Annotated in this window: 15 protein-coding genes; 7 read left to right on the plus strand and 8 right to left on the minus strand. The window is 62.0% G+C overall.

The window, feature by feature from the left end; all coding sequences use genetic code 11:
* Positions 1-350 precede the first annotated feature (350 nt).
* On the minus strand, positions 351-1,175 hold the full coding sequence (locus C8264_RS13045; RefSeq protein ID WP_108461428.1) for a sugar phosphate isomerase/epimerase family protein: 825 nt from the start codon (positions 1,173-1,175) through the stop codon (positions 351-353).
* 44 nt (positions 1,176-1,219) lie between these two features.
* Positions 1,220-2,041: an amidohydrolase family protein gene (locus C8264_RS13050; protein WP_108461429.1), complete on the minus strand. Its 822-nt coding sequence runs from the start codon at positions 2,039-2,041 to the stop codon at positions 1,220-1,222.
* A 90-nt stretch (positions 2,042-2,131) separates the two neighbouring features.
* Here C8264_RS13050 and C8264_RS13055 point away from each other — a divergent pair, with 90 nt between their 5' ends.
* Positions 2,132-2,863, plus strand: a complete 732-nt coding sequence (locus C8264_RS13055; RefSeq protein WP_108461430.1) for an SDR family oxidoreductase — start codon at positions 2,132-2,134, stop codon at positions 2,861-2,863.
* On the opposite strand, the gene C8264_RS13060 is transcribed toward C8264_RS13055, so the two are convergent.
* Both C8264_RS13060 and C8264_RS13065 read right to left on the minus strand, forming a co-directional pair.
* Complete coding sequence (locus C8264_RS13060) at positions 2,860-3,453, minus strand: YdcF family protein (RefSeq protein ID WP_108461431.1); 594 nt, start codon at positions 3,451-3,453, stop codon at positions 2,860-2,862. The genes C8264_RS13055 and C8264_RS13060 overlap by 4 nt on opposite strands.
* Positions 3,444-4,682, minus strand: a complete 1,239-nt coding sequence (locus C8264_RS13065) for an aminopeptidase (protein WP_108461432.1) — start codon at positions 4,680-4,682, stop codon at positions 3,444-3,446. The genes C8264_RS13060 and C8264_RS13065 overlap by 10 nt, the downstream gene beginning before the upstream one ends.
* Positions 4,683-4,869: 187 nt before the next feature.
* Here C8264_RS13065 and C8264_RS13070 point away from each other — a divergent pair, with 187 nt between their 5' ends.
* From C8264_RS13070 to C8264_RS13090, 5 genes are all read left to right on the plus strand, one after another.
* Positions 4,870-5,757, plus strand: a complete 888-nt coding sequence (locus tag C8264_RS13070; RefSeq protein WP_108461433.1) for a lipid kinase — start codon at positions 4,870-4,872, stop codon at positions 5,755-5,757.
* An 811-nt stretch (positions 5,758-6,568) separates the two neighbouring features.
* Positions 6,569-8,374 (plus strand): ABC transporter ATP-binding protein, encoded by a 1,806-nt coding sequence (locus C8264_RS13075; protein ID WP_108461434.1) that lies wholly within the window; start codon positions 6,569-6,571, stop codon positions 8,372-8,374.
* A gap of 248 nt (positions 8,375-8,622) precedes the next feature.
* Positions 8,623-9,546 (plus strand): VOC family protein, encoded by a 924-nt coding sequence (locus C8264_RS13080; RefSeq protein WP_108461435.1) that lies wholly within the window; start codon positions 8,623-8,625, stop codon positions 9,544-9,546.
* Positions 9,547-9,589: 43 nt separating this feature from the next.
* On the plus strand, positions 9,590-10,591 hold the full coding sequence (locus C8264_RS13085; protein ID WP_108461436.1) for a zinc-binding alcohol dehydrogenase family protein: 1,002 nt from the start codon (positions 9,590-9,592) through the stop codon (positions 10,589-10,591).
* Between the two features lie 14 nt (positions 10,592-10,605).
* Positions 10,606-11,151: a DUF924 family protein gene (locus tag C8264_RS13090; RefSeq protein WP_108461437.1), complete on the plus strand. Its 546-nt coding sequence runs from the start codon at positions 10,606-10,608 to the stop codon at positions 11,149-11,151.
* On the opposite strand, the gene C8264_RS13095 is transcribed toward C8264_RS13090, so the two are convergent.
* On the minus strand, positions 11,148-12,059 hold the full coding sequence (locus tag C8264_RS13095; protein ID WP_281261448.1) for a sugar kinase: 912 nt from the start codon (positions 12,057-12,059) through the stop codon (positions 11,148-11,150). The genes C8264_RS13090 and C8264_RS13095 overlap by 4 nt on opposite strands.
* A gap of 125 nt (positions 12,060-12,184) precedes the next feature.
* On the opposite strand from C8264_RS13095, the gene C8264_RS13100 reads away from it, so the two are divergent.
* Positions 12,185-13,654, plus strand: coding sequence for a mannitol dehydrogenase family protein (locus C8264_RS13100; protein WP_108461438.1), 1,470 nt, complete (start codon positions 12,185-12,187; stop codon positions 13,652-13,654).
* A gap of 167 nt (positions 13,655-13,821) precedes the next feature.
* Here the strand turns inward: C8264_RS13100 and C8264_RS13105 are convergent, their stop codons facing one another.
* The 3 genes from C8264_RS13105 to C8264_RS13115 form a co-directional block, all read right to left on the minus strand.
* The gene (locus tag C8264_RS13105; RefSeq protein WP_108461439.1) at positions 13,822-14,976 is read right to left on the minus strand and encodes an iron-containing alcohol dehydrogenase; all 1,155 of its coding nucleotides are present in this window, start codon (positions 14,974-14,976) and stop codon (positions 13,822-13,824) included.
* A 191-nt stretch (positions 14,977-15,167) separates the two neighbouring features.
* Positions 15,168-16,550, minus strand: a complete 1,383-nt coding sequence (locus C8264_RS13110; protein WP_108461440.1) for an aldehyde dehydrogenase family protein — start codon at positions 16,548-16,550, stop codon at positions 15,168-15,170.
* A 63-nt stretch (positions 16,551-16,613) separates the two neighbouring features.
* Positions 16,614-17,975 (minus strand): glutamine synthetase family protein, encoded by a 1,362-nt coding sequence (locus tag C8264_RS13115; RefSeq protein ID WP_108461441.1) that lies wholly within the window; start codon positions 17,973-17,975, stop codon positions 16,614-16,616.
* Positions 17,976-18,002 lie beyond the last annotated feature (27 nt).

Raw genomic sequence — 18,002 nt, forward strand, 5'->3', positions numbered from 1 at the left:
CACAAAGCAAACACTACCGCTGGACGAGGTCGAGCGAGTGGAGGCTCTGGTGCCACGCCCTCACGGTTCGACGAACTCACCGCGAGGTCTACTGGGTTGATGGACGCAAACAACCAATGTGGATGCAATACCACCGGGTCATTCCCGCGAAAGCGGGAACCTCTGTTTTCCTTGCAATCATCGCCAACGGAGGTTCCCGCTTTCGCGGGAATGACCCGGTGGAAAAGCACATAAAGCAAACACTACCGCCTGGGCTGGGACGAGCGAGTGGAGGGTCGGTGCCACGACCTCGCGGTTCGACGGGTTCACCATGAGGTCTACTGGGTTAATCCTGTTGGCAGCGCCTCCCCTCAGCGCGACAGAATGAAATCTCGCTCGGTCGATAGCCCATGCCATTCACCTGGCGTATCGCTGTCAAAAATCAGCGTGTACGGTCCTTTATAGCCCGCCTCTTCCGCTAGCCTCACGCATTCCCCAAAATCTGCCTCATCGAGATCGCCATCGATGAATTGCGCCTTGGCGTGGCACAACTCGGCCCGCCCGAAGATGGAGCGCAGATCGGAATATTTGTTGGGCCCGCCCCAATTGCCGAAATCGCCCAGCAAGCCAATACGGCCATCGAGCTTGTCGAGCAGGTAATGCACATGGGCCGGCTCCGCCAACAGGTCGAACCAGTTCTCCGTCACGAGGCGAACGCTTGAACCGGAATTCCCATCCGCCAGCGCCGCCAGTGCCTTGACAGAACGGTCCAGCGCGTCCCGCGTCGGCTTCTGCTTGCCCGCGATGATGCGCGCGTTCTCTGCGCCAAGCTCGTTTGCCACCTCGATCCAGCTGGCGATCCAGGCCTGGTCGCGTGCTCCATATTCGGGGTGGCTGATATCGCCGGCGTCGATCAGCAGGGTTTGCAGCCGGACCTCGGCGATGCGCAACTGATCGCGCAGTTCCCCGAGATAGATCGGATCGCGGCTGCGCAGGTGGAACGACACGATCTCCAGCCGGTGATAGCCATGATTGGCCAGAACCGAAGGCAGGCCGAGCAGGGATTCCTCGCCCTCGCCATAGCTCTCCTGCATCGGCCCGACCTCGGTGGTGGTCAGGTCATGCGGAAAGGTCATGCCCAATAGCCGGTGCAACGACCAGGTGGAGACGGCAATTCGGTCGGCGCTGATGCTCATGGATTGGTCCTTTTATTGTTGTTTGAACAAGTGTCGCGGCCACTTCAGACCTTGTAGATCCGCTCGGCATTGCCGTGCAGCAGCTTGGCTTGTTCCTCTGGGCTCGACCCCTTGATTATCTCGCGGGTGGCCTCCACCCAACGCGTGAGCGAGCCGGTTAGTGTCACGACCGGATGATCGGAGCCCCAGACCACCCGATCCCAGCCGAAACTCTCGATGACATGTTCCACGTATGGGCGGATGGTTTCCACTGTCCAATCGGGGCCGGAATAAGCAACGATGCCGGAGATCTTTGCATAGACATTGGGCAGCCGGGCAATGCTGGCGATGCGCTCGCGCCAGGGATCGAGCCCGCGTCCGGTCACATCCGGAACGCCGCAGTGATCGAGGATAAAGGTGACGTCCGGTGCCCGCTCGGCCAGCATTTGTCCGATCGGGAGTTGATCGTCGCGCACGCAAAGATCAAAGCTCAGGTCATAATCCGGCAGATGCCGGATGTTCTCGATAAACAGGTCTGACTGGCTGAGATCGTCAGGCGCCTGATGCAGGATGCGCCGCACGCCCTTGACGTGGGCATGCTCACTAAGCTGCTCGATCTGGTCGACGAAATTGGTGTGCTCGGGCCGGCAGGCCGCGACCGCGCCGATCACACGCGGCAGGGTCAGCACGAAATCGGTCTCCGCGGTCATGTCGGCCTCGGCAACGTCGACCTCCATGTGCAGCGCCGATTCAATGCCCAGCGGAACAGCTTCGGCGAAATAATCCTCGACACTCCAGCCCTTGTTGATCGTCGGCTCACCCGCCAGCCATGGGTAGCTGAAGCGATCGGGATAGATCAGGTGCAGATGCGTATCGAGAATGCGCAATTTGATTGTCCCCCCAACAGTGACACTTGCCCGCGAAGCGCTATAAGCAATGGTCACAAGGGCAGCATAAAGACTTTGGGAGAACACGCCATGGCCGATCTCAACGGCAAAATCGTTCTGGTCACCGCCGCAGCGCAAGGCATCGGCCGCGCCTCGGTCGAGGCTTTCGCCGCCGCCGGCGCCAAGGTTGTCGCGACGGACATCAATGCGCAAAAGCTTGTGGAGCTTGAGGGCCTTGCCGGCGTCACCACGCGCGTGCTCGACGTGCTCTCCACCGACGCGGTGCAATCCGCCGTGGCCGAGATCGGCCGTATCGATGTGCTGTTCAACTGCGCCGGTGTCGTTCACTCCGGCTCGGTGCTGGAGATGAGCGAAGACGACCTCGACTTTGCCCTCAACCTCAACGTCAAGGCACAGATCCGAACCATCAAGGCCGTGCTGCCGCAAATGCTCGAGCGCAGGGATGGCGCCATCATCAACATGGCAACCGTTGCAAGTTCGATAAAAGGCGTCCCCAATCGCGCCGCTTATTCCATCAGCAAGGCGGCCGTTGTCGGCCTCACCAAATCCATCGCCGCCGATTTCACTACCCAGGGCATCCGCGTCAACGCCATCTGCCCCGGCACTGTGGATTCCCCATCGCTGCACGAGCGCTGGCACGCGACGGGCGATTTCGAAGCCGCCAAGAAAGCCTTCATCGCCCGCCAGCCTATTGGCCGCATCGCAAAGCCCGAGGAAGTCGCCGATCTCGCCGTCTACCTCGCCGGCGCAACCTATACGACAGGCCAGGTGCACATCATCGATGGCGGCTGGACGGCCTAGAGCCCGACCAGCAGATACTGCCCCATGAACCACACTTCCCGCGCCAGGAAGGGCAGGGTGGTGTCCCATGTCTGGTAGCGACTGGTGCGCGTGGGCGATGAGCCCGCCGCCACCCCCATGCGGCCGGCAATCAGCATCGCGCGGCGCATATGCAGCGGGTCCGACACGATCAGCACGTCCCTGATGCCGGCCTGTTCAAGAACGATCCGCGCAAACTGCAAATTCTCCAGCGTCGTGCGAGACTGATCCTCCAGCACGATATCACCAGCGGGCACTCCTTGCTCCACCAGCCAGTTCCGGCTGGCCACGGCTTCGCTCAACTCATCCTCCGGACTGCGCCCCCCGGTGACGACAATTCTGCTGACCACTCCCGCCTCATAAAGCTGCTGCGCATGCCGCAACCGCTCGATCAGCACCGGGCTGGGCACATCCCCCAGCACGGCTGCACCCAGCACCAAAGCCGCGCCTGCCGGCCCCGGCGCGCTATACCCGGCAAAGCGCCAGATGTCCCACGCCAGCCCGCCGCAGACCAGAAGGCCCACGGCAAGCAGCACGGTTATGAAGCGATAGCTGCGGTGGGCTAGGCCCATTCGCCCTTGCGCATGACGGGCTCGGTCGTGCCATCGGCATGGACGCCATCGATGTCGATCTGGTCCGAACCGATCATCCAGTCCACATGGATGTTGGAGGTGTTGCCACCCTGGGCATTGATCTGCTCCTGGGAAAGGTCCTTGCCGCCCACGAAGCAATCCGAATAACACTGGCCCTGCGCGATATGGCAGGACGCGTTTTCGTCATAGAGCGTGTTGAAAAACAGCACGCCCGAGGCCGAGATCGGCGACGAATGAGGCACCAGCGCCACCTCGCCCAGCCGCCGCGCGCCTTCATCGGTATCGAGTACCTTGTTGAAGATATCCTGCCCCTTGGAGGCCTTGAGCTCCACCAGCCGACCGCCCTCGAAGCGCGCCTGCATATCCTCGATCAGCGCGCCATTATGCGATAGCGGCTTGGTCGCTGCCACGTACCCATCCACCCGCATCCGGTGCGGCGTGGTGAACACCTCTTCGGTGGGGATGTTGGGATTGCAGGTGATGCCGTTCTTGGCTTCCGACGCGCCGCCCTTCCAGCGATGCCCATCGGCAAGGCCGACCGTCAGGTCGGTGCCCGGTCCGGTGTATTTCAGCGCCGAGAATGACTTGCCATTGAGCCAGGTCCAGCGTGCCTTGAGGTTGGCATTGTGCTCCTTCCAGGCGGCAATCGGGTCTTCCACATCGACGCGCGATGCCTTGAAGATCGCGTCGGCCAGCTTGCCAACCGCCACTTCCTCGCTGTCGTCGGGAAACACCAGTCTGGCCCAGGCGGGAGTGGGGTAGGACACGATGTTCCAGTTGATGTCGAACCCCGTGATCAGCTGCAGCGCCGGCTTGTAAGCCGCCGAATTGGCCCGCATGGCGCGCGAGGTCTTGTCGGGGTCCTGCCCCGCCAGCATCATGGGGTTGTCGCCCGAAATGGCCAGGCGCGCCGCATTGTTCCTGAACGCTTCCGCCATGCCCGAATAAAGCCAGCCGGCGGCTTTGTCGAAGCTCTTGTCATTGGCATATTTGTAGCGGGCGAGGGTGCTTTCCTCATCCGAATAGATGGTGGTGACGAGGCCCGCGCCGGCCTTGTAGGCATGCTCGGTGATGCGACGCACCAGTGGCGCCGCGCTCATCGGCGCGGTCATCACCAGATCCTGTCCTTCCGCCAGCTGCAGTCCCACCTTGATGGCGACCTGGGCGAGCTTGTCCAGTTTGACGGGATCGATGGGGGAGGTGGCCATGGGTTTGAAAACTCTCGTTCTGAATCGCTTTGTGCGCGAGCCTATCCCCGCTTTGTGCCCAATGTCAGCCACAACGCAAAAATTCTCTGCAACTCGGCTGCCTTCCAAATGGTAATGTGCGTCGGCCTTGCTCCGCTCCCATGCATGCGCCATCTACGGACACGATGAACAAGCACCGGATCAAGCCATGACAGCGGCCATGCCCTCCCGACGACGTGGCCTGATGCTGGTCAATCCCAAGGCCCGACGCGGCACCGCGGCGCTGGAGCCGGTGATCGCGCGCCTCGAACAGGGCGGCATCGACGTGGTCGTGGAGCGCTTCGAGACGCCCGAGGAAGTCTCCGCGGACATTGCTCGCCGCCGGCACGAGGCCGATCTGGTGATCGTCTGCGGTGGCGATGGCACCATCAATTCAGCCGCCCGCGGCGTTCTCGATACCGGCCTGCCCATGGGCATCCTGCCGATGGGCACCGCCAACGACTTGGCCCGCACGCTCGGCGTCCCCGATGACCTCATCATGGCGGCCGAAGTCATCGTTGCCGGCAAGCAGCGCAAGATCGACCTCGGCGAGGTCAACGGCCACCCCTTCTTCAACGTCGCAAGCCTGGGCTTGAGCGCCGATCTGGCGCGCGGCCTGACGCCAGAAGCCAAGAAGCGCTGGGGCAAGCTCGGCTACGCCTTGGGCGCGATGCGCGTCCTCGCTGCTTCCCGCCCGTTCCGCGCCGAGATCATCAGCGATGCCGGCTCGGTGACGGTCAAGACGCTGCAGATCGCCGTGGGTAATGGCGTCCACTATGGCGGCGGGACGGTGATCCACGAACACGCCAGCATCGATGACGAACATCTCGATCTCTACAGCCTCGAGCTCAAGAACGTCTGGAAGTTCGGCCTCATGCTGGGCGCCTTCCGCCGCGGCCAACACGGCGCCTGGGACGAGGTGCGGACCTCCAAGAGCACCGAATTCGACATCCGCACCCGCGAGCCCAAGTCCATCAACACCGACGGCGACATCGTCACTCAGACCCCCGCGCACTTCAAGATCAGGCCGGCTGCAGTGACGGTCTTCGCGCCGTAGGCGTTATCTTTGAGGCGAAAGACCCAACGCTGCCCTCCCGGCAAGGGAGGATGTTCATATCGGGCGTCTTGCGCCGCTGTGTCAGTCGACACCCTCCCCCTTGCGGGGAGGGATCAAGGGTGGGGGACGTTTAGTCCCGATATTGGGGCCAACCTCCACCCCCTCCCAGCCTCCCCCGTTAAGGGGGAGGTGCCGCCCGATGGGATAGGATGCATCGCATCTTCACCATTGGTCATGTGCCTATAGCAAACAGTCCTCCTTGCGGCGCATTTCCCACCGGGTCATTCCCGCGAAAGCGGGAACCTCCGTTGGCGATGGTTGCAAGGAAAACAGAGGTTCCCGCTTTCGCGGGAATGACGCCGTAGTTGTTACATCATCAAAACAAGCAGCCCGAGGTAAACACGTCCCGCAAGGCGAGGGTGAATCGAGGTTATCCGACCTCTGTTCACCACCTCAATCTCCGCCCCCAGCGGCGAAGCACCACCCACCCTCGTCTCCAACAAATCTCACCCTTCCGTGAAAACACTGTTGGCAAGTGCGAACTGTTTGGCTACAAAACGTCCACCGCTCCAAAAATGTGAACATGGGAGGCGTTGTATGGCAGCATTCATCGAACTTCCCACCAAGGGTATGACCGGACGTTAGGTCACTGCCATTCGCGGCCCGCCTTCCAGGGTGCCGCGGCGGTTTTTCACCACAGCCTGCATGATCTGACGGGATCGCTTTTCACACCATTCCCGTTCCCGGCTGTGCCTTCTTCTTTCTTCTTTTTCGAGGGCCGGTTGCCGGATAACGGGACCAGGCTGCAATCATGAGTCGCAAGAAACTCCCCTTTCGTGCCGATGCCTTCCGTAATGTGCTGGGCTTCACCTTCCGCCATTGGGCGCGCCAGCCCCTGCGCGCATCCCTGATTGCCTTGCTGGTGCTGGCTGCCACATTGGCCGAAGCGCTGAGCCCGATCTTTGCGGGACGTCTGGTGGATGCCGTAGCATCCGGCAGCGGGCATGATGACGCGTTCTGGATTCCGGCGGTTACCGCGTTCTGGACCATGGCAGCGCTCTATCTGGGCGCCGTCGTGCTGCGTCAGTTCGTGTTCTTCAACCTGATCACCTTCACGCTCAAGATTATGAATGACGTGATCGCCAGCGCCTTCGAGCGCGTGCAGCGCTTCTCCACCGATTGGCATGCCAACAGCTTTGCCGGCTCGACCGTCCGCAAGATCACACGCGGCTCGAGTGCGCTCGACCTGCTCAACGACACGCTGTTGATCGCGCTATGGCCATCCATTGTGATGCTCCTGGGTGCAACGGTGATCCTGGGGCTGGCCTGGCCGGTCATGGGGCTGGTCGTGGGGCTGGGGTCGCTGATCTATGTCGGCGTCACGGTCTGGTTGTCGGTCGCCTTCGTCGCGCCGGCCGGCGCGCTGGCCAACGCTTGGGACACCAAGATGGGTGGAGCCCTGGCCGACGCGGTCAGCTGCAATTCGGTGGTCAAGGCCTTCGGCGCTGAAACGCGGGAGGAGAGCATTCTCCAGCGCGTCGTCAGCAAGTGGCGCAAGCGAACCGCTCGCGTCTGGACTCGCGGTACGCTCAATGGCGGCGCACAAGGCCTGATGATGGCCCTGATGCAGGCCGCAATCCTGGGCACGGCCCTGCTGCTGTGGCAGCGCGGCGCTGCGACGCCGGGCGATATCACCTTCGTTCTGACCATGTTCTTCGTACTGCAGGGCCATCTGCGCGACGTGGGCCAGCACATCCGCAATCTGCAGCGCTCGGTCAACGACATGGAGGAACTGGTTGATCTGGAACACCAGGCCTATGGCATCGCCGACAAGCCGGGCGCCAAACGGATCGAGATCGGGGCCGGAGCGATCGCCTTCAACGATGTGACTTTTCAGTACGGCTCGCATGCCGAACCGCTTTATCGCGATTTCTCGGTGCGCATTGCGCCGGGCGAACGCGTCGGGCTGGTCGGCCATTCCGGCTCGGGCAAGACCACTTTCGTCAAGCTGATCCAGCGCCTGTACGACATCAACGCCGGCGAGATCACCATCGACGGGCAGAACATCGCCGATGTGCAGCAATCGAGCCTGCGCGCCCAGATCGCCATCGTTCAGCAGGAGCCGATCCTGTTCCACCGCACGCTGGCGGAAAACATCGCCTATGCCCGTCCCGGAGCCTCCCGCGCCGAGATCGAGGAAGCGGCGCGGCAGGCCAATGCGCATGACTTCATCGTCGGTTTGCCCAAGGGCTATGAAACCATGGTGGGCGAACGGGGCGTCAAGCTGTCGGGCGGCGAGCGGCAGCGCGTGGCTATTGCCCGCGCATTTCTCGCCGATGCACGCGTGCTGATCCTGGATGAAGCGACATCAAGCCTCGACAGCGAAAGCGAGATGCAGATCCAGCAGGCCATGGAACGCCTGATGATCGGGCGCACCACGCTGGTCATCGCCCACCGGCTGTCCACCGTCGTGGCGCTGGACCGTTTGTTGGTCTTCGACAAGGGCCGCATCGTGGAAGAAGGCGATCACAGCGCCCTGATCCGCCTGCCCAACGGCATCTACCGCCGCCTGTTCGAGCGCCAGGCGCTGGAACTGACCAAAGGCATGGTTGCATGACGCAAGGCCCGGGTGAAAGCCCCGGCCTTTTCGCAGGGCAGGCATCTCAGCCAACTCCCTGCCAGCCCAGTAGACCTCACGGTGAGCTTGTCGAACCGCGAGGTCGTGCCACAATGCCTCCACAAGCTCACCATGAGGCCTCATACCCATTGCTCCCAACTTACCGAACAATGCCTTCGCAACAGGCCCGATAGCGTGAACGGTGCGCCAAGCCTATATCTTGGTCAACACATTCAAGGAGAGCCATCGTGATCGACGCATCGGTTCAGACCAACGTAAAATCCAAACCCATCCTGCCGCTGACAACGATATTGGGCCCCGTTCATCTCGCCGTCACCGACCGCGCCAAGGCACTTGCCATCTGGCAGGACGTGGTGGGGCTGGACCTACTGGCCGAGAATGGCAACGAGCTTACTCTCGGCGTAGGCGACAAGCCGCTGATCGTGCTTGAAACCGGCGCGGTCCGTCCTGTGGTGCAGCGCACCATCGGGCTTTATCACGTCGCGATCCACGTGCCGAGCCGGACCGATCTCGCACAGCTCGCCATCCGCGCGCTGCAGCGCAATGTTCGCATCGCGCCCACCGACCATCTGGTAAGCGAAGCCATCTACCTCTGGGATCTCGACGGCAACGGCATCGAAATCACTTTCGAAACGCCGTGGCGCGGCACGCTGGGCGATCCCGATCTCGGCCAGACCTATGCCGTCACTGCCGAAGGCAAGCCACACTCGGGCCGCGATCCCATCGATCTCAATGACCTGTTGGTTGAACTTGGCCCTTCGCCGGCGCAGGAGCCCCGCATGCCCGTGGGCACCCGGATCGGCCATGTGCATGTGCACGTCAACGATCTCCATCAGGCCATGGACTTTTACCGCGACGTGCTGGGCTTTGCCGGCTTCCTGCTGATCCATTCCTTCGGCATGGGCGATGTCGGCCTCGACTACATGCCCCACACGCTGGCGTTCAACATCTGGTCCGGCCCCAACGCGACCCTTGCGCCTGCCGGCTCGGCCGGGCTGCGCTGGTTCACGATTGAGCTGCCCGATTCCGATACGCTGGATAACCTCAAGACCCGCCTTGCCACTGCAAACGCTCCGATTGCAGCCATTGCGGGCGGCATCGAAACGCAGGACCCGTTCGGCAACCGGATCAGGATCATGGTCAAGTCCTGACTGACATGTTAGTCCTCCCGAACAAGGATCGGGAGGACTTTGCATGCGAGCCATTTCTTGCGCTGCACCGGGAGAACTGGCGCTGATCGAAATCGAAGCGCCAGAGCCTCAGCCCGGCTGGGTGCGCGTCGCCATTCGCCACATCGGCATTTGCGGCACCGACTACCACATCTTCGAAGGCAAGCACCCCTTCCTGCAATATCCCCGCATCATGGGCCATGAACTCAGCGGCGTGGTCCTCGATGCCAATGGCGCCGAGGGGCTAGCCGAGGGCGATCCCGTCGTCATCAATCCCTATCTGCCCTGCTATCACTGCCCCGCCTGCCGCGAAGGCAAGACCAATTGCTGCGAGGCGCTGACCGTGATCGGCGTGCACGGCGACGGCGGCATGGCCGAACAGATCGTCCTTCCAGCCGCCAATCTCTACCGCGCGGAGGGCCTCAGCCTGCGTGATGCGGCCATGGTCGAATTCCTCGCCATCGGCGCCCACGCCGTGCGCCGCACCGAGCTCAAGCCCGGCGCCCGCGTACTGGTCGTCGGTGGCGGCCCCATCGGATTGGGCGCCGCCTTCTTCGCCCGCATCGCCGGCGCTGACGTGACCATTCTCGATGCCGCCGCCGACAAGCTTGACGCTGCCCGCAGCTTCGGTTTCGGTGCCGCAGCGCTGGACGAACGGGAAGGCACCGCCTTCAAGGCCACGATGGGCAGCGGCTTCGACGCCGTATTCGACGCCACCGGCTCCATCGCCGCGATGAACCAGGCGGTCGGCTATTGCCGCAATGGTGGCGCGCTGACCCTGGTCGGCGTCGTCAAAGGCACGCTTGCCTGGGAAGATCCCGAGATCCACCGGCGCGAACTGACCATCCGCGCCTCCCGCAATGCCACGCGCGAAGATTTCGACCATGTGATGGCTTCCATTCGCAGCGGCGACGTTCCAACGGACCGCTTGGCGACCCACGCAACAAGCCTCGACGAGGTACCCATGAACCTGCCCAGATGGGCCCATGAACGTAACGGCCTGATCAAGGCCATCATCACCGTTTGACCCAAGGATAAAACATGACCACACCCGAGGACGTCATCCGCTTCTGGTTCGTCGATCACGGTCCGGAAGACTGGTTTGCCGGCAGCCCCGAGTTTGATGCGAAGCTTGAGCGAAGCATTGGCGAAGCACTTCCGCAGGTTTCTCGCGGCGAAGCGTGGGCATGGCGCAAGACTTTTGAGGGCAGGCTCGCAGAAATCATCGTGCTTGATCAGTTCAGCCGCCAGCTCCACCGCGGCTCACCGCAAGCCTTTGCGCAGGACAAAATGGCGTTGGTTTTGGCCCAGGAAGCCATCAGCCACGGCGCCGATCAGGCCGTCGATCCCACCCGCCGTCCCTTCTTCTACCTGCCCTTCATGCACGCCGAATCGCTGGTCATCCAGGACGAAGGCATCAAGCTTTATGAGGCGCTGGGCGACGAAGAACAGCTCGATTACATGCGAAAGCACCGCGACACCATCGCCCGCTTCGGAAGATTTCCCTTCCGCAACAAGCCCTTAAGTCGCGACAGCACGCCGGAGGAACTGGCCTATATGGAGGAGCAGGCCGAACGCAAGTTCTAGCCCAACAGCTTGGGATCGACCAGCGCACCCTTCTCGCCAATCACGATCCCAGCCACCCGGTGCCCCGCCTCCGCCGCCTCCTGGAGCGACTTGCCCACCAGCCGCGCTGAAAGGTAAGCGCCATTGAAACTGTCCCCAGCCCCCGTCGCATCCACCACCTTGGCCCCAGCCCGCGGCGCCACCCTGACCCGCTCTTTCGCCGTAGCAATCAGCGCTTCCCCCGCCCCATCCTTGACCACCACTTCCTCAACACCCAGCTCGAGATAGCGGTCAGCGGTATCATCGACGTTTTTGTCGCCAAACAGCGGTGCTTCGTCGCCATGGGTGGGCAGCACGATATCGCAGAGCATGGCAGCGGCGGTCAGCACCCCCATCATCACGCGAGGGCTGGTCCAAAGGGCAGGGCGAATATTGGTGTCGAATACAATTCTGGCCCCTGCATCGCGGGCTTTGACGATGGCCCCAAGCAGCCGGCCACGCGCCCGCGGCGCCAGAATCGCCAAGGTTATTCCCGAGAAATAAACTACGCTGGCGTCCTTCACGGCAGCGGCAAGCGCATCCTTGTCGTCGGCCAGCAATTTGGCAGCGGACGTATCGCGCCAATAGGTGAAATGCCGATCGCCCTTTTCCTGGTGGATCATGTAGAGGCCCGGCCGTCGGCCCGGAACGGTGCGGATGTGACCGGTACCGATATCGTTGGCCTCAAGAAACGCCTTGATATCAGCCGAGTAGCGGTCTTCGCCCAGGCCCGTGAAGTAATCCACCGACCAGTCCGCACCGAGCAGCGCGCGCATGTACCAGGCGGTATTGAGCGTATCGCCGGCGTAGCCCAGCCGATATTGCCGGTCCTCGCCGCCGCTCATTTCGATCATGCATTCACCGATGCTGACGAAGCGCTGCTGTGCCAAATCACGCCCTCCCTTGCTTGCCCACAGCTTATGCCGGTAAAGCCTTCCGGGCCGCAAGTCACGTGTCTTCCATACAAGATCGGAAGCGACTATGGTGGCGCTCGATTTTCAGCCGGAGACTGCCCATGACGCGCCTAAGCGCCAATACCCTGAGCTCTGTTCCAGCCGGGGTTCGCGTGCCCGACTATGATCGCAGCCAGATCACGCCGGGCATCGTGCATCTGGGCATCGGCGCGTTTCACCGTGCGCATATGGCTGTCTATGTCGACGATCTGCTGAAAGACAATCCCGATTGGGCCATCGTCGGCGCGAGCCTGCGCCGCCCCGACACCAAGGAAGCGCTTGAGCCACAGGATGGTCTGTTCACCGTCGCCGTGCGGGACGCTTCTGGCACTCATCCGCGCGTGATCGGCTCGATCCTCAAGGTACTCGATGCCAATACCGAGCGTGAGGAACTGTTGGCGCTGATGGCGAGCCCGCAAATTCGTATCGTTTCGCTGACGGTGACGGAGAAGGGCTATTGCCACGATCCCGCCAATGGCGAACTGGACCAGCGCCATCCCGACATCGTCCATGATCTCGCCAACCCAGAGGCACCCCGCTCGGCGCCGGGCATGCTGGTCGAAGCCCTCGCACGTCGCAAAGCGGCAGGGATCGCGCCCTTTGCCGTCGCGAGTTGCGATAATTTGCCATCCAACGGCGAGACGGTAAAACGCATCGTCACCAAGTTCGCCGCCCTACGAGATGCCGAACTTGGCGAGTGGGTAAACGCTGTCGCCTTCCCCGGCACCATGGTCGACCGCATCGTGCCATCGACCACCGATGACGACCGCGCCATGATCGCCGACCTGATCGGGGCGGAAGATGCCTGGCCGATCATGACCGAACCTTTCACCCAATGGGTGATTGAAGACAACTTCCCCCAGGGCCGTCCGCCCTTCGAAAACGCCGGCGCGCAACTGGTGGAAGATGTCGAACCGTTCGAGCGCATGAAGCTGCGCATGCTCAATGGCAGCCATTCGACCATGGCCTATCTCGGCTATCTCGCGGGCTACGAATACATCTCCGACGTCATGGGCGACGAGGATTTCGTCGCCCTGATCCACGGCCTGATGACGGACGAGGTCATGCCCACGCTCGACATGCCGGGCGTTGACCTTGGCGCCTATCGCGACCAGCTGCTCGAGCGGTTCCGCAATCCAGCGCTGAAGCACCGCACCTGGCAGATCGCCATGGACGGCTCACAAAAGCTGCCGCAGCGCCTGCTCGGCACCATCCGCGACCGCCTCGCGGCAGGCCAGCCGTTCGAGCGGCTGGGCTTGGGCGTCGCAGCATGGATGCGCTACGTCGTCGGCATCGACGAAAAAGGCGAGGTCATCGATGTGCGGGACCCACTGGCCATGCGCATGATGGCCATCGCTGCCGATGCCATCGATGATGCGGAGGACCTTTACATCGGTCTCGTTGCTCTGAGCGAAGTGTTCGGCACCGATTTGGGCGACAACCAGGCGTTCGGAGAAACCGTGGCAACCCACCTCGATAGCCTGCTGGACATCGGAGTGAAGGAGACAGTAGCGGAGCTGGTGAGGAGCTAGAGGCACCGTAGCCAATTGATACACAACGTCATTCCCGCGAAAGCGGGAATCCCACCTTTGAGTGGCAATCAAGGGAGATTCCCGCGTTCGCGGGAACGACGCCGTGTCACAAAAGTAAACAATGCCCGCCGAGGGGGGAGGGGGTCGATTGCAGGCTCCCCTGCGCCTTAGATCCGCCCCTCCATCGCCCGGTCGAAAATCTCCAGTGCCCGCTCCCGCGTCAGTTCCACCGGGTTGCCGCCTGCGGTGGGGTCCACAATGGCCATGTCACCGATCAGTTCGCGTTGCGCGCCATCCACCTTGAACTCGGCCAGCGTATGCGGCACTTCCAGCCTCAGGCGCAGCCCGATAACGGCGTGTTGGAACGCCTCAAAGCTTGGTGCCAGCCCGATATAGGCCGCCAGCCGGGCAAGCTTTGCTTCGACAGCTGGCCGATTGACCGCCAGCACATAAGGCATGAACACCGCATTAGTCATGCCGTGGTGAGTGTCGTAGAGCGCGCCGACAGGGTGGCTCAGCGCATGAATGGCACCCAGACCCTTCTGGAACGCCGTGGCACCCATGGCGGCCGCGCTCATCATATGCCCGCGCGCTTCCACATTGCCCGGATCGGCGACCACCTTGGGCAGGTTCTCGAACACCAGGCGAACGCCTTCGGCGGCGATCCCGTCCGCCATCGGGTGATAGCCCGGCGCGCAATAGGCTTCGAGACAATGGGCCAGCGCGTCCATGCCGGTGCCAACGGTAATAAAGCGGGGCATGCCGATGGTGAGTTCGGGATCGGCGATCACTATCTTGGGCATCATCAGGGGGTGGAAGATGACCTTTTTGGTATGTGTCGTTTCATCGGTAATCACCCCGGCGCGTCCAACCTCTGAGCCGGTGCCGGCAGTGGTGGGTACTGCGACTATGGGGAAAATTCCCGCCGGATCGGCGCGCGTCCACCAGTCGCCAACGTCTTCGAAATCCCACATTGGCCTTGTCTGTCCGGCCATGAAGGCGATCACCTTGCCCACATCGAGCCCGGACCCGCCGCCAAAGGCGATCACCCCATCATGGCCACCCTCGCGCAAGACCTTGATCCCCGCTTCCACATTGGCCGAAACCGGATTGGGTTTGACCTCGGCAAAGACGCCCACGGGAATGCCGGCGTTTTTGAGGGTCTGAAGCGTACTCTGCGTGACTGGCAGGTTGACCAGCCCAGCGTCGGTTACAAAAAGAGGTTTGCTGATCCCCGTCGTCTTTAGTGCCTCGGGCAATTCGCTGATGCGCCCCGGGCCGAACTTGATCGCGGTAGGATAGTTCCAGTTGGCTTTGGTCATGTCGGCCCTCGTTTTGTCTCTATGCTCTTCCCATTCACGGAGTCATTCCGGCCTTGAGCCGGGATCCAGCCCGAGATAGGTGGTTTCGCCACCATGTGCCCTGTCCGAGCCACCTTGCGGCCGTGGCGAAATCTCGAGATGGCCCCCGACTCAAGGCCGGGGTGACATCGTGGGCATGGGGCGCCATATGGTTACACCCGCTTCAAATGATAGCTCTTCGGCTGGGTTAAATTCGCATACCCGATCTCGCTCAGCGCACCGCCCTTGCCGGTGTCCTTCACCCCGGTCCAGACCAGCGCCGGATCGAGATAGTCGCAGCGATTGGCAAAAACGGTGCCGGTTTCGATTTTAGCGCCAAGCGAAGCGGCAGCATCAAGATCTTCGGTCCACAATGAAGCGGTCAAGCCATAGGGGCTGTCGTTCATCAGCGTGATGGCGTCGCCGTCATCGGCCACTTTCATGATGCCGACGACGGGGCCAAAACTTTCTTCGCGCATCACGGACATCTGGTGGTTCACTCCGGTCAGTACTTCCGGCGTCAGATAGGGCGAGCCCGTTCGATCCAGCTCATGCTTGCCATTGAGGTGGCGCTGGGCACCGGAGCGCAATGCTTGCTCCGTCTGGCCACGCACATGGTCGGCAAAGCTCGCCCGCGCCATTGGTCCCACTATGGTGTCCGGATCAAGCGGGTTGCCCAGCGTCCATCCCCTGGCGTTCTCGATGAAGCGCTCGACGAAGCCATCATAGACCGCCTCATGCACATAGATGCGTTCGACGCCGCAACACGATTGGCCCGAATTGAAGAACGAGCCATCGACGAGGTTTTCCGCAGCATAATCGAGATTGGCGTCGGCCCGCACATAGGCAGGGTCCTTGCCTCCCAGTTCCAGGCCTAGCGTGGCAAATGTGCCCGCAGCAGCCTTCTCGATGCGACGGCCGCCTTCGACCGAACCGGTGAAATTGATGTGGTCGATCTGGCCCGAGCCGATCAGCTTTTCGGTGTCTTCGTGGCCCATCACCAGGTTCTGGAACAGCCCAAGCGGCAGGCCTGCATGTTCGGCTGCGGCGGCAAAGCGCTCACCGGCAAGCAGCGTCTGCGAGGCGTGTTTGAGGATGATGGCATTGCCGGCCATCAGGCCGGGAACGATGGAATTCACGGCCGTGAGGAACGGATAGTTCCACGGCGCGATGACCATCACCGTCCCAAGCGCCTCGCGCGTGATGAAGCGGGTGAAACCCTCCTTGTCGGGTTTAACCGAAGGGGCGAGTGCTTCTGTAGCCAGTTCGATCATGTAGCGGGCGCGCTCTTCAACGCCCCGCTTCTCGCCGCCGAAGCGGATCGGCCGGCCCATCTGCCAGGCAAGCTCCGGCACGATTTCATCGTTCATCAGCAGGAGGTAGTCGATGAAATGCGTCAGGATCTTCTGCCGCTCGATGACCGTCGTCTCTGCCCATGCCTGCCGAGCCGCCCTGGCGCGGATGACGGACGCTTCGATCTCGACCGCGGTCGCGAGCGAGCGCTCGGCGTAAACGCTGCCGTCGATGGGGGAGATGATCTTGACGGTGTCGGTCATGAGGGCCGCTCTCTCTCTATTTTCTGCGATGTCTTCCCGGTGCCCTTGGTGGCCCAGAGGGAACTAGCTCCGCTCGAACCCGCGCATGAGTTCCCAATCGGTCACGCGGCGATCGTATTCGAACTGCTCCCACTCGGCGGTGTGCACATAGTGGGCGACGACTTCGGGGCCAAAGGCCTGTTCCAGCATTTGCGAGCGCCGGAGGTGCTCTGTGGCCTCGCGCAAGGTCTTGGGGATCTCCCGCAATAGCTCGGTGACATAAGCGTCCCCGACAAAGGCTGGTTCCAGAACGAGCTTTTCTTCGATGCCCCTGATGCCGGCAGCGATCAGCGCCGCAATGGCCAGATAGGGGTTGAGGTCGGCGCCCCCGATGCGACATTCGACGCGGATGGACTTGGCTCTTTCCCCACAGAGGCGGAAGCCGGCGGTGCGGTTGTCCGGCGACCAGATCATCTTGGTCGGTGCAAAAGTGCCGGCCTGGAAGCGCTTGTAGGAGTTGATGTAAGGCGCAAGGAAATAGGTGATGTCGCGGGCATAGGTCAGCTGCCCGGCCATGAAATGCTTCATCAGGTCGCTCATGCCGCGCTCGTCGTTTTCGTCCACAAACAGCGGCTTGCCGCTTTTGTCGGCCAGCGACATGTGGATGTGGCTGGATGATCCGGCCAGACCGTAGGCCCATTTGGCCATGAAGGTGACGGCCTTGCCCTGCCCATAGGCTATTTCCTTGGTGGCGTTCTTCAGCACCAGGTGGCGGTCCGCCATGGTGAGCGCGTCGGCATATTTGACGTTGATTTCTTCCTGGCCCGGGCCCCATTCGCCCTTGGAGGATTCCACGGGAATTCCCGAGGCCTGCAGATGCTTGCGCAGGGCGCGCATCACGCCTTCTTCCTTGGTGGTCTGGAAGATGTTGTAGTCCTGGATGTAGTCGCCGGCAGTCAGCGCCTTGGCGTGCCCCTTCTGGCTGATGGTGCGGTAATCCTCGTCGAACAGGTAGAATTCCAGTTCCGTCGCGGCATTGCAGGTGTAGCCGAGCGCCGAAAGCCGCTCGATCTGCCGCTTGAGAATGGCGCGCGGGCTGTGCGGGATCGGCTTGTGATGGTGGTGGTCGGAGAGGTCGCACAGCACGATTGCGGTGCCATCGAGCCAGCTGGCTTTCATCAGCGTCGCCAGATCCGGCTTCATGACAAAATCGCCATAGCCCTTGCCCCAATTGGCGGCCTCGTAGCCGGGCACGGGCTCCATGTCGATGTCGTCGGCCAGCAGATAATCGCAGCCGTGGGTTTCGTCGTTGGCCACCTCGAGGAAATATTCGGCCTGGAAGCGCTTGCCGATCATGCGTCCCTGCATGTCGGGAAAGGCAACGAGCACCGTGTCGATCGTCCCGGCCGCCACATCGTCTTTCAACTCGGCAAGGCTGTAAGCCATGGGTTTCCTCCTCATTGTTATTGGCAG

It is taken from the genome of Devosia naphthalenivorans, from assembly GCF_003056355.1.
GTDB lineage: Bacteria > Pseudomonadota > Alphaproteobacteria > Rhizobiales > Devosiaceae > Devosia > Devosia naphthalenivorans.

Excerpts from the sequence above, each read along its gene's own strand:
- C8264_RS13115 (WP_108461441.1), bottom strand. The coding sequence starts at position 17,975 with ATGGCTTACAGCCTTGCCGAGTTGAAAGACGATGTGGCGGCCGGGACG.
- C8264_RS13060 (WP_108461431.1), bottom strand. The coding sequence starts at position 3,453 with ATGGGCCTAGCCCACCGCAGCTATCGCTTCATAACCGTGCTGCTTGCC.
- C8264_RS13085 (WP_108461436.1), top strand. The coding sequence starts at position 9,590 with ATGCGAGCCATTTCTTGCGCTGCACCGGGAGAACTGGCGCTGATCGAA.
- C8264_RS13090 (WP_108461437.1), top strand. The coding sequence starts at position 10,606 with ATGACCACACCCGAGGACGTCATCCGCTTCTGGTTCGTCGATCACGGT.
- C8264_RS13110 (WP_108461440.1), bottom strand. The coding sequence starts at position 16,550 with ATGACCGACACCGTCAAGATCATCTCCCCCATCGACGGCAGCGTTTAC.
- C8264_RS13055 (WP_108461430.1), top strand. The coding sequence starts at position 2,132 with ATGGCCGATCTCAACGGCAAAATCGTTCTGGTCACCGCCGCAGCGCAA.
- C8264_RS13070 (WP_108461433.1), top strand. The coding sequence starts at position 4,870 with ATGACAGCGGCCATGCCCTCCCGACGACGTGGCCTGATGCTGGTCAAT.
- C8264_RS13045 (WP_108461428.1), bottom strand. The coding sequence starts at position 1,175 with ATGAGCATCAGCGCCGACCGAATTGCCGTCTCCACCTGGTCGTTGCAC.
- C8264_RS13105 (WP_108461439.1), bottom strand. The coding sequence starts at position 14,976 with ATGACCAAAGCCAACTGGAACTATCCTACCGCGATCAAGTTCGGCCCG.
- C8264_RS13100 (WP_108461438.1), top strand. The coding sequence starts at position 12,185 with ATGACGCGCCTAAGCGCCAATACCCTGAGCTCTGTTCCAGCCGGGGTT.
- C8264_RS13065 (WP_108461432.1), bottom strand. The coding sequence starts at position 4,682 with ATGGCCACCTCCCCCATCGATCCCGTCAAACTGGACAAGCTCGCCCAG.
- C8264_RS13075 (WP_108461434.1), top strand. The coding sequence starts at position 6,569 with ATGAGTCGCAAGAAACTCCCCTTTCGTGCCGATGCCTTCCGTAATGTG.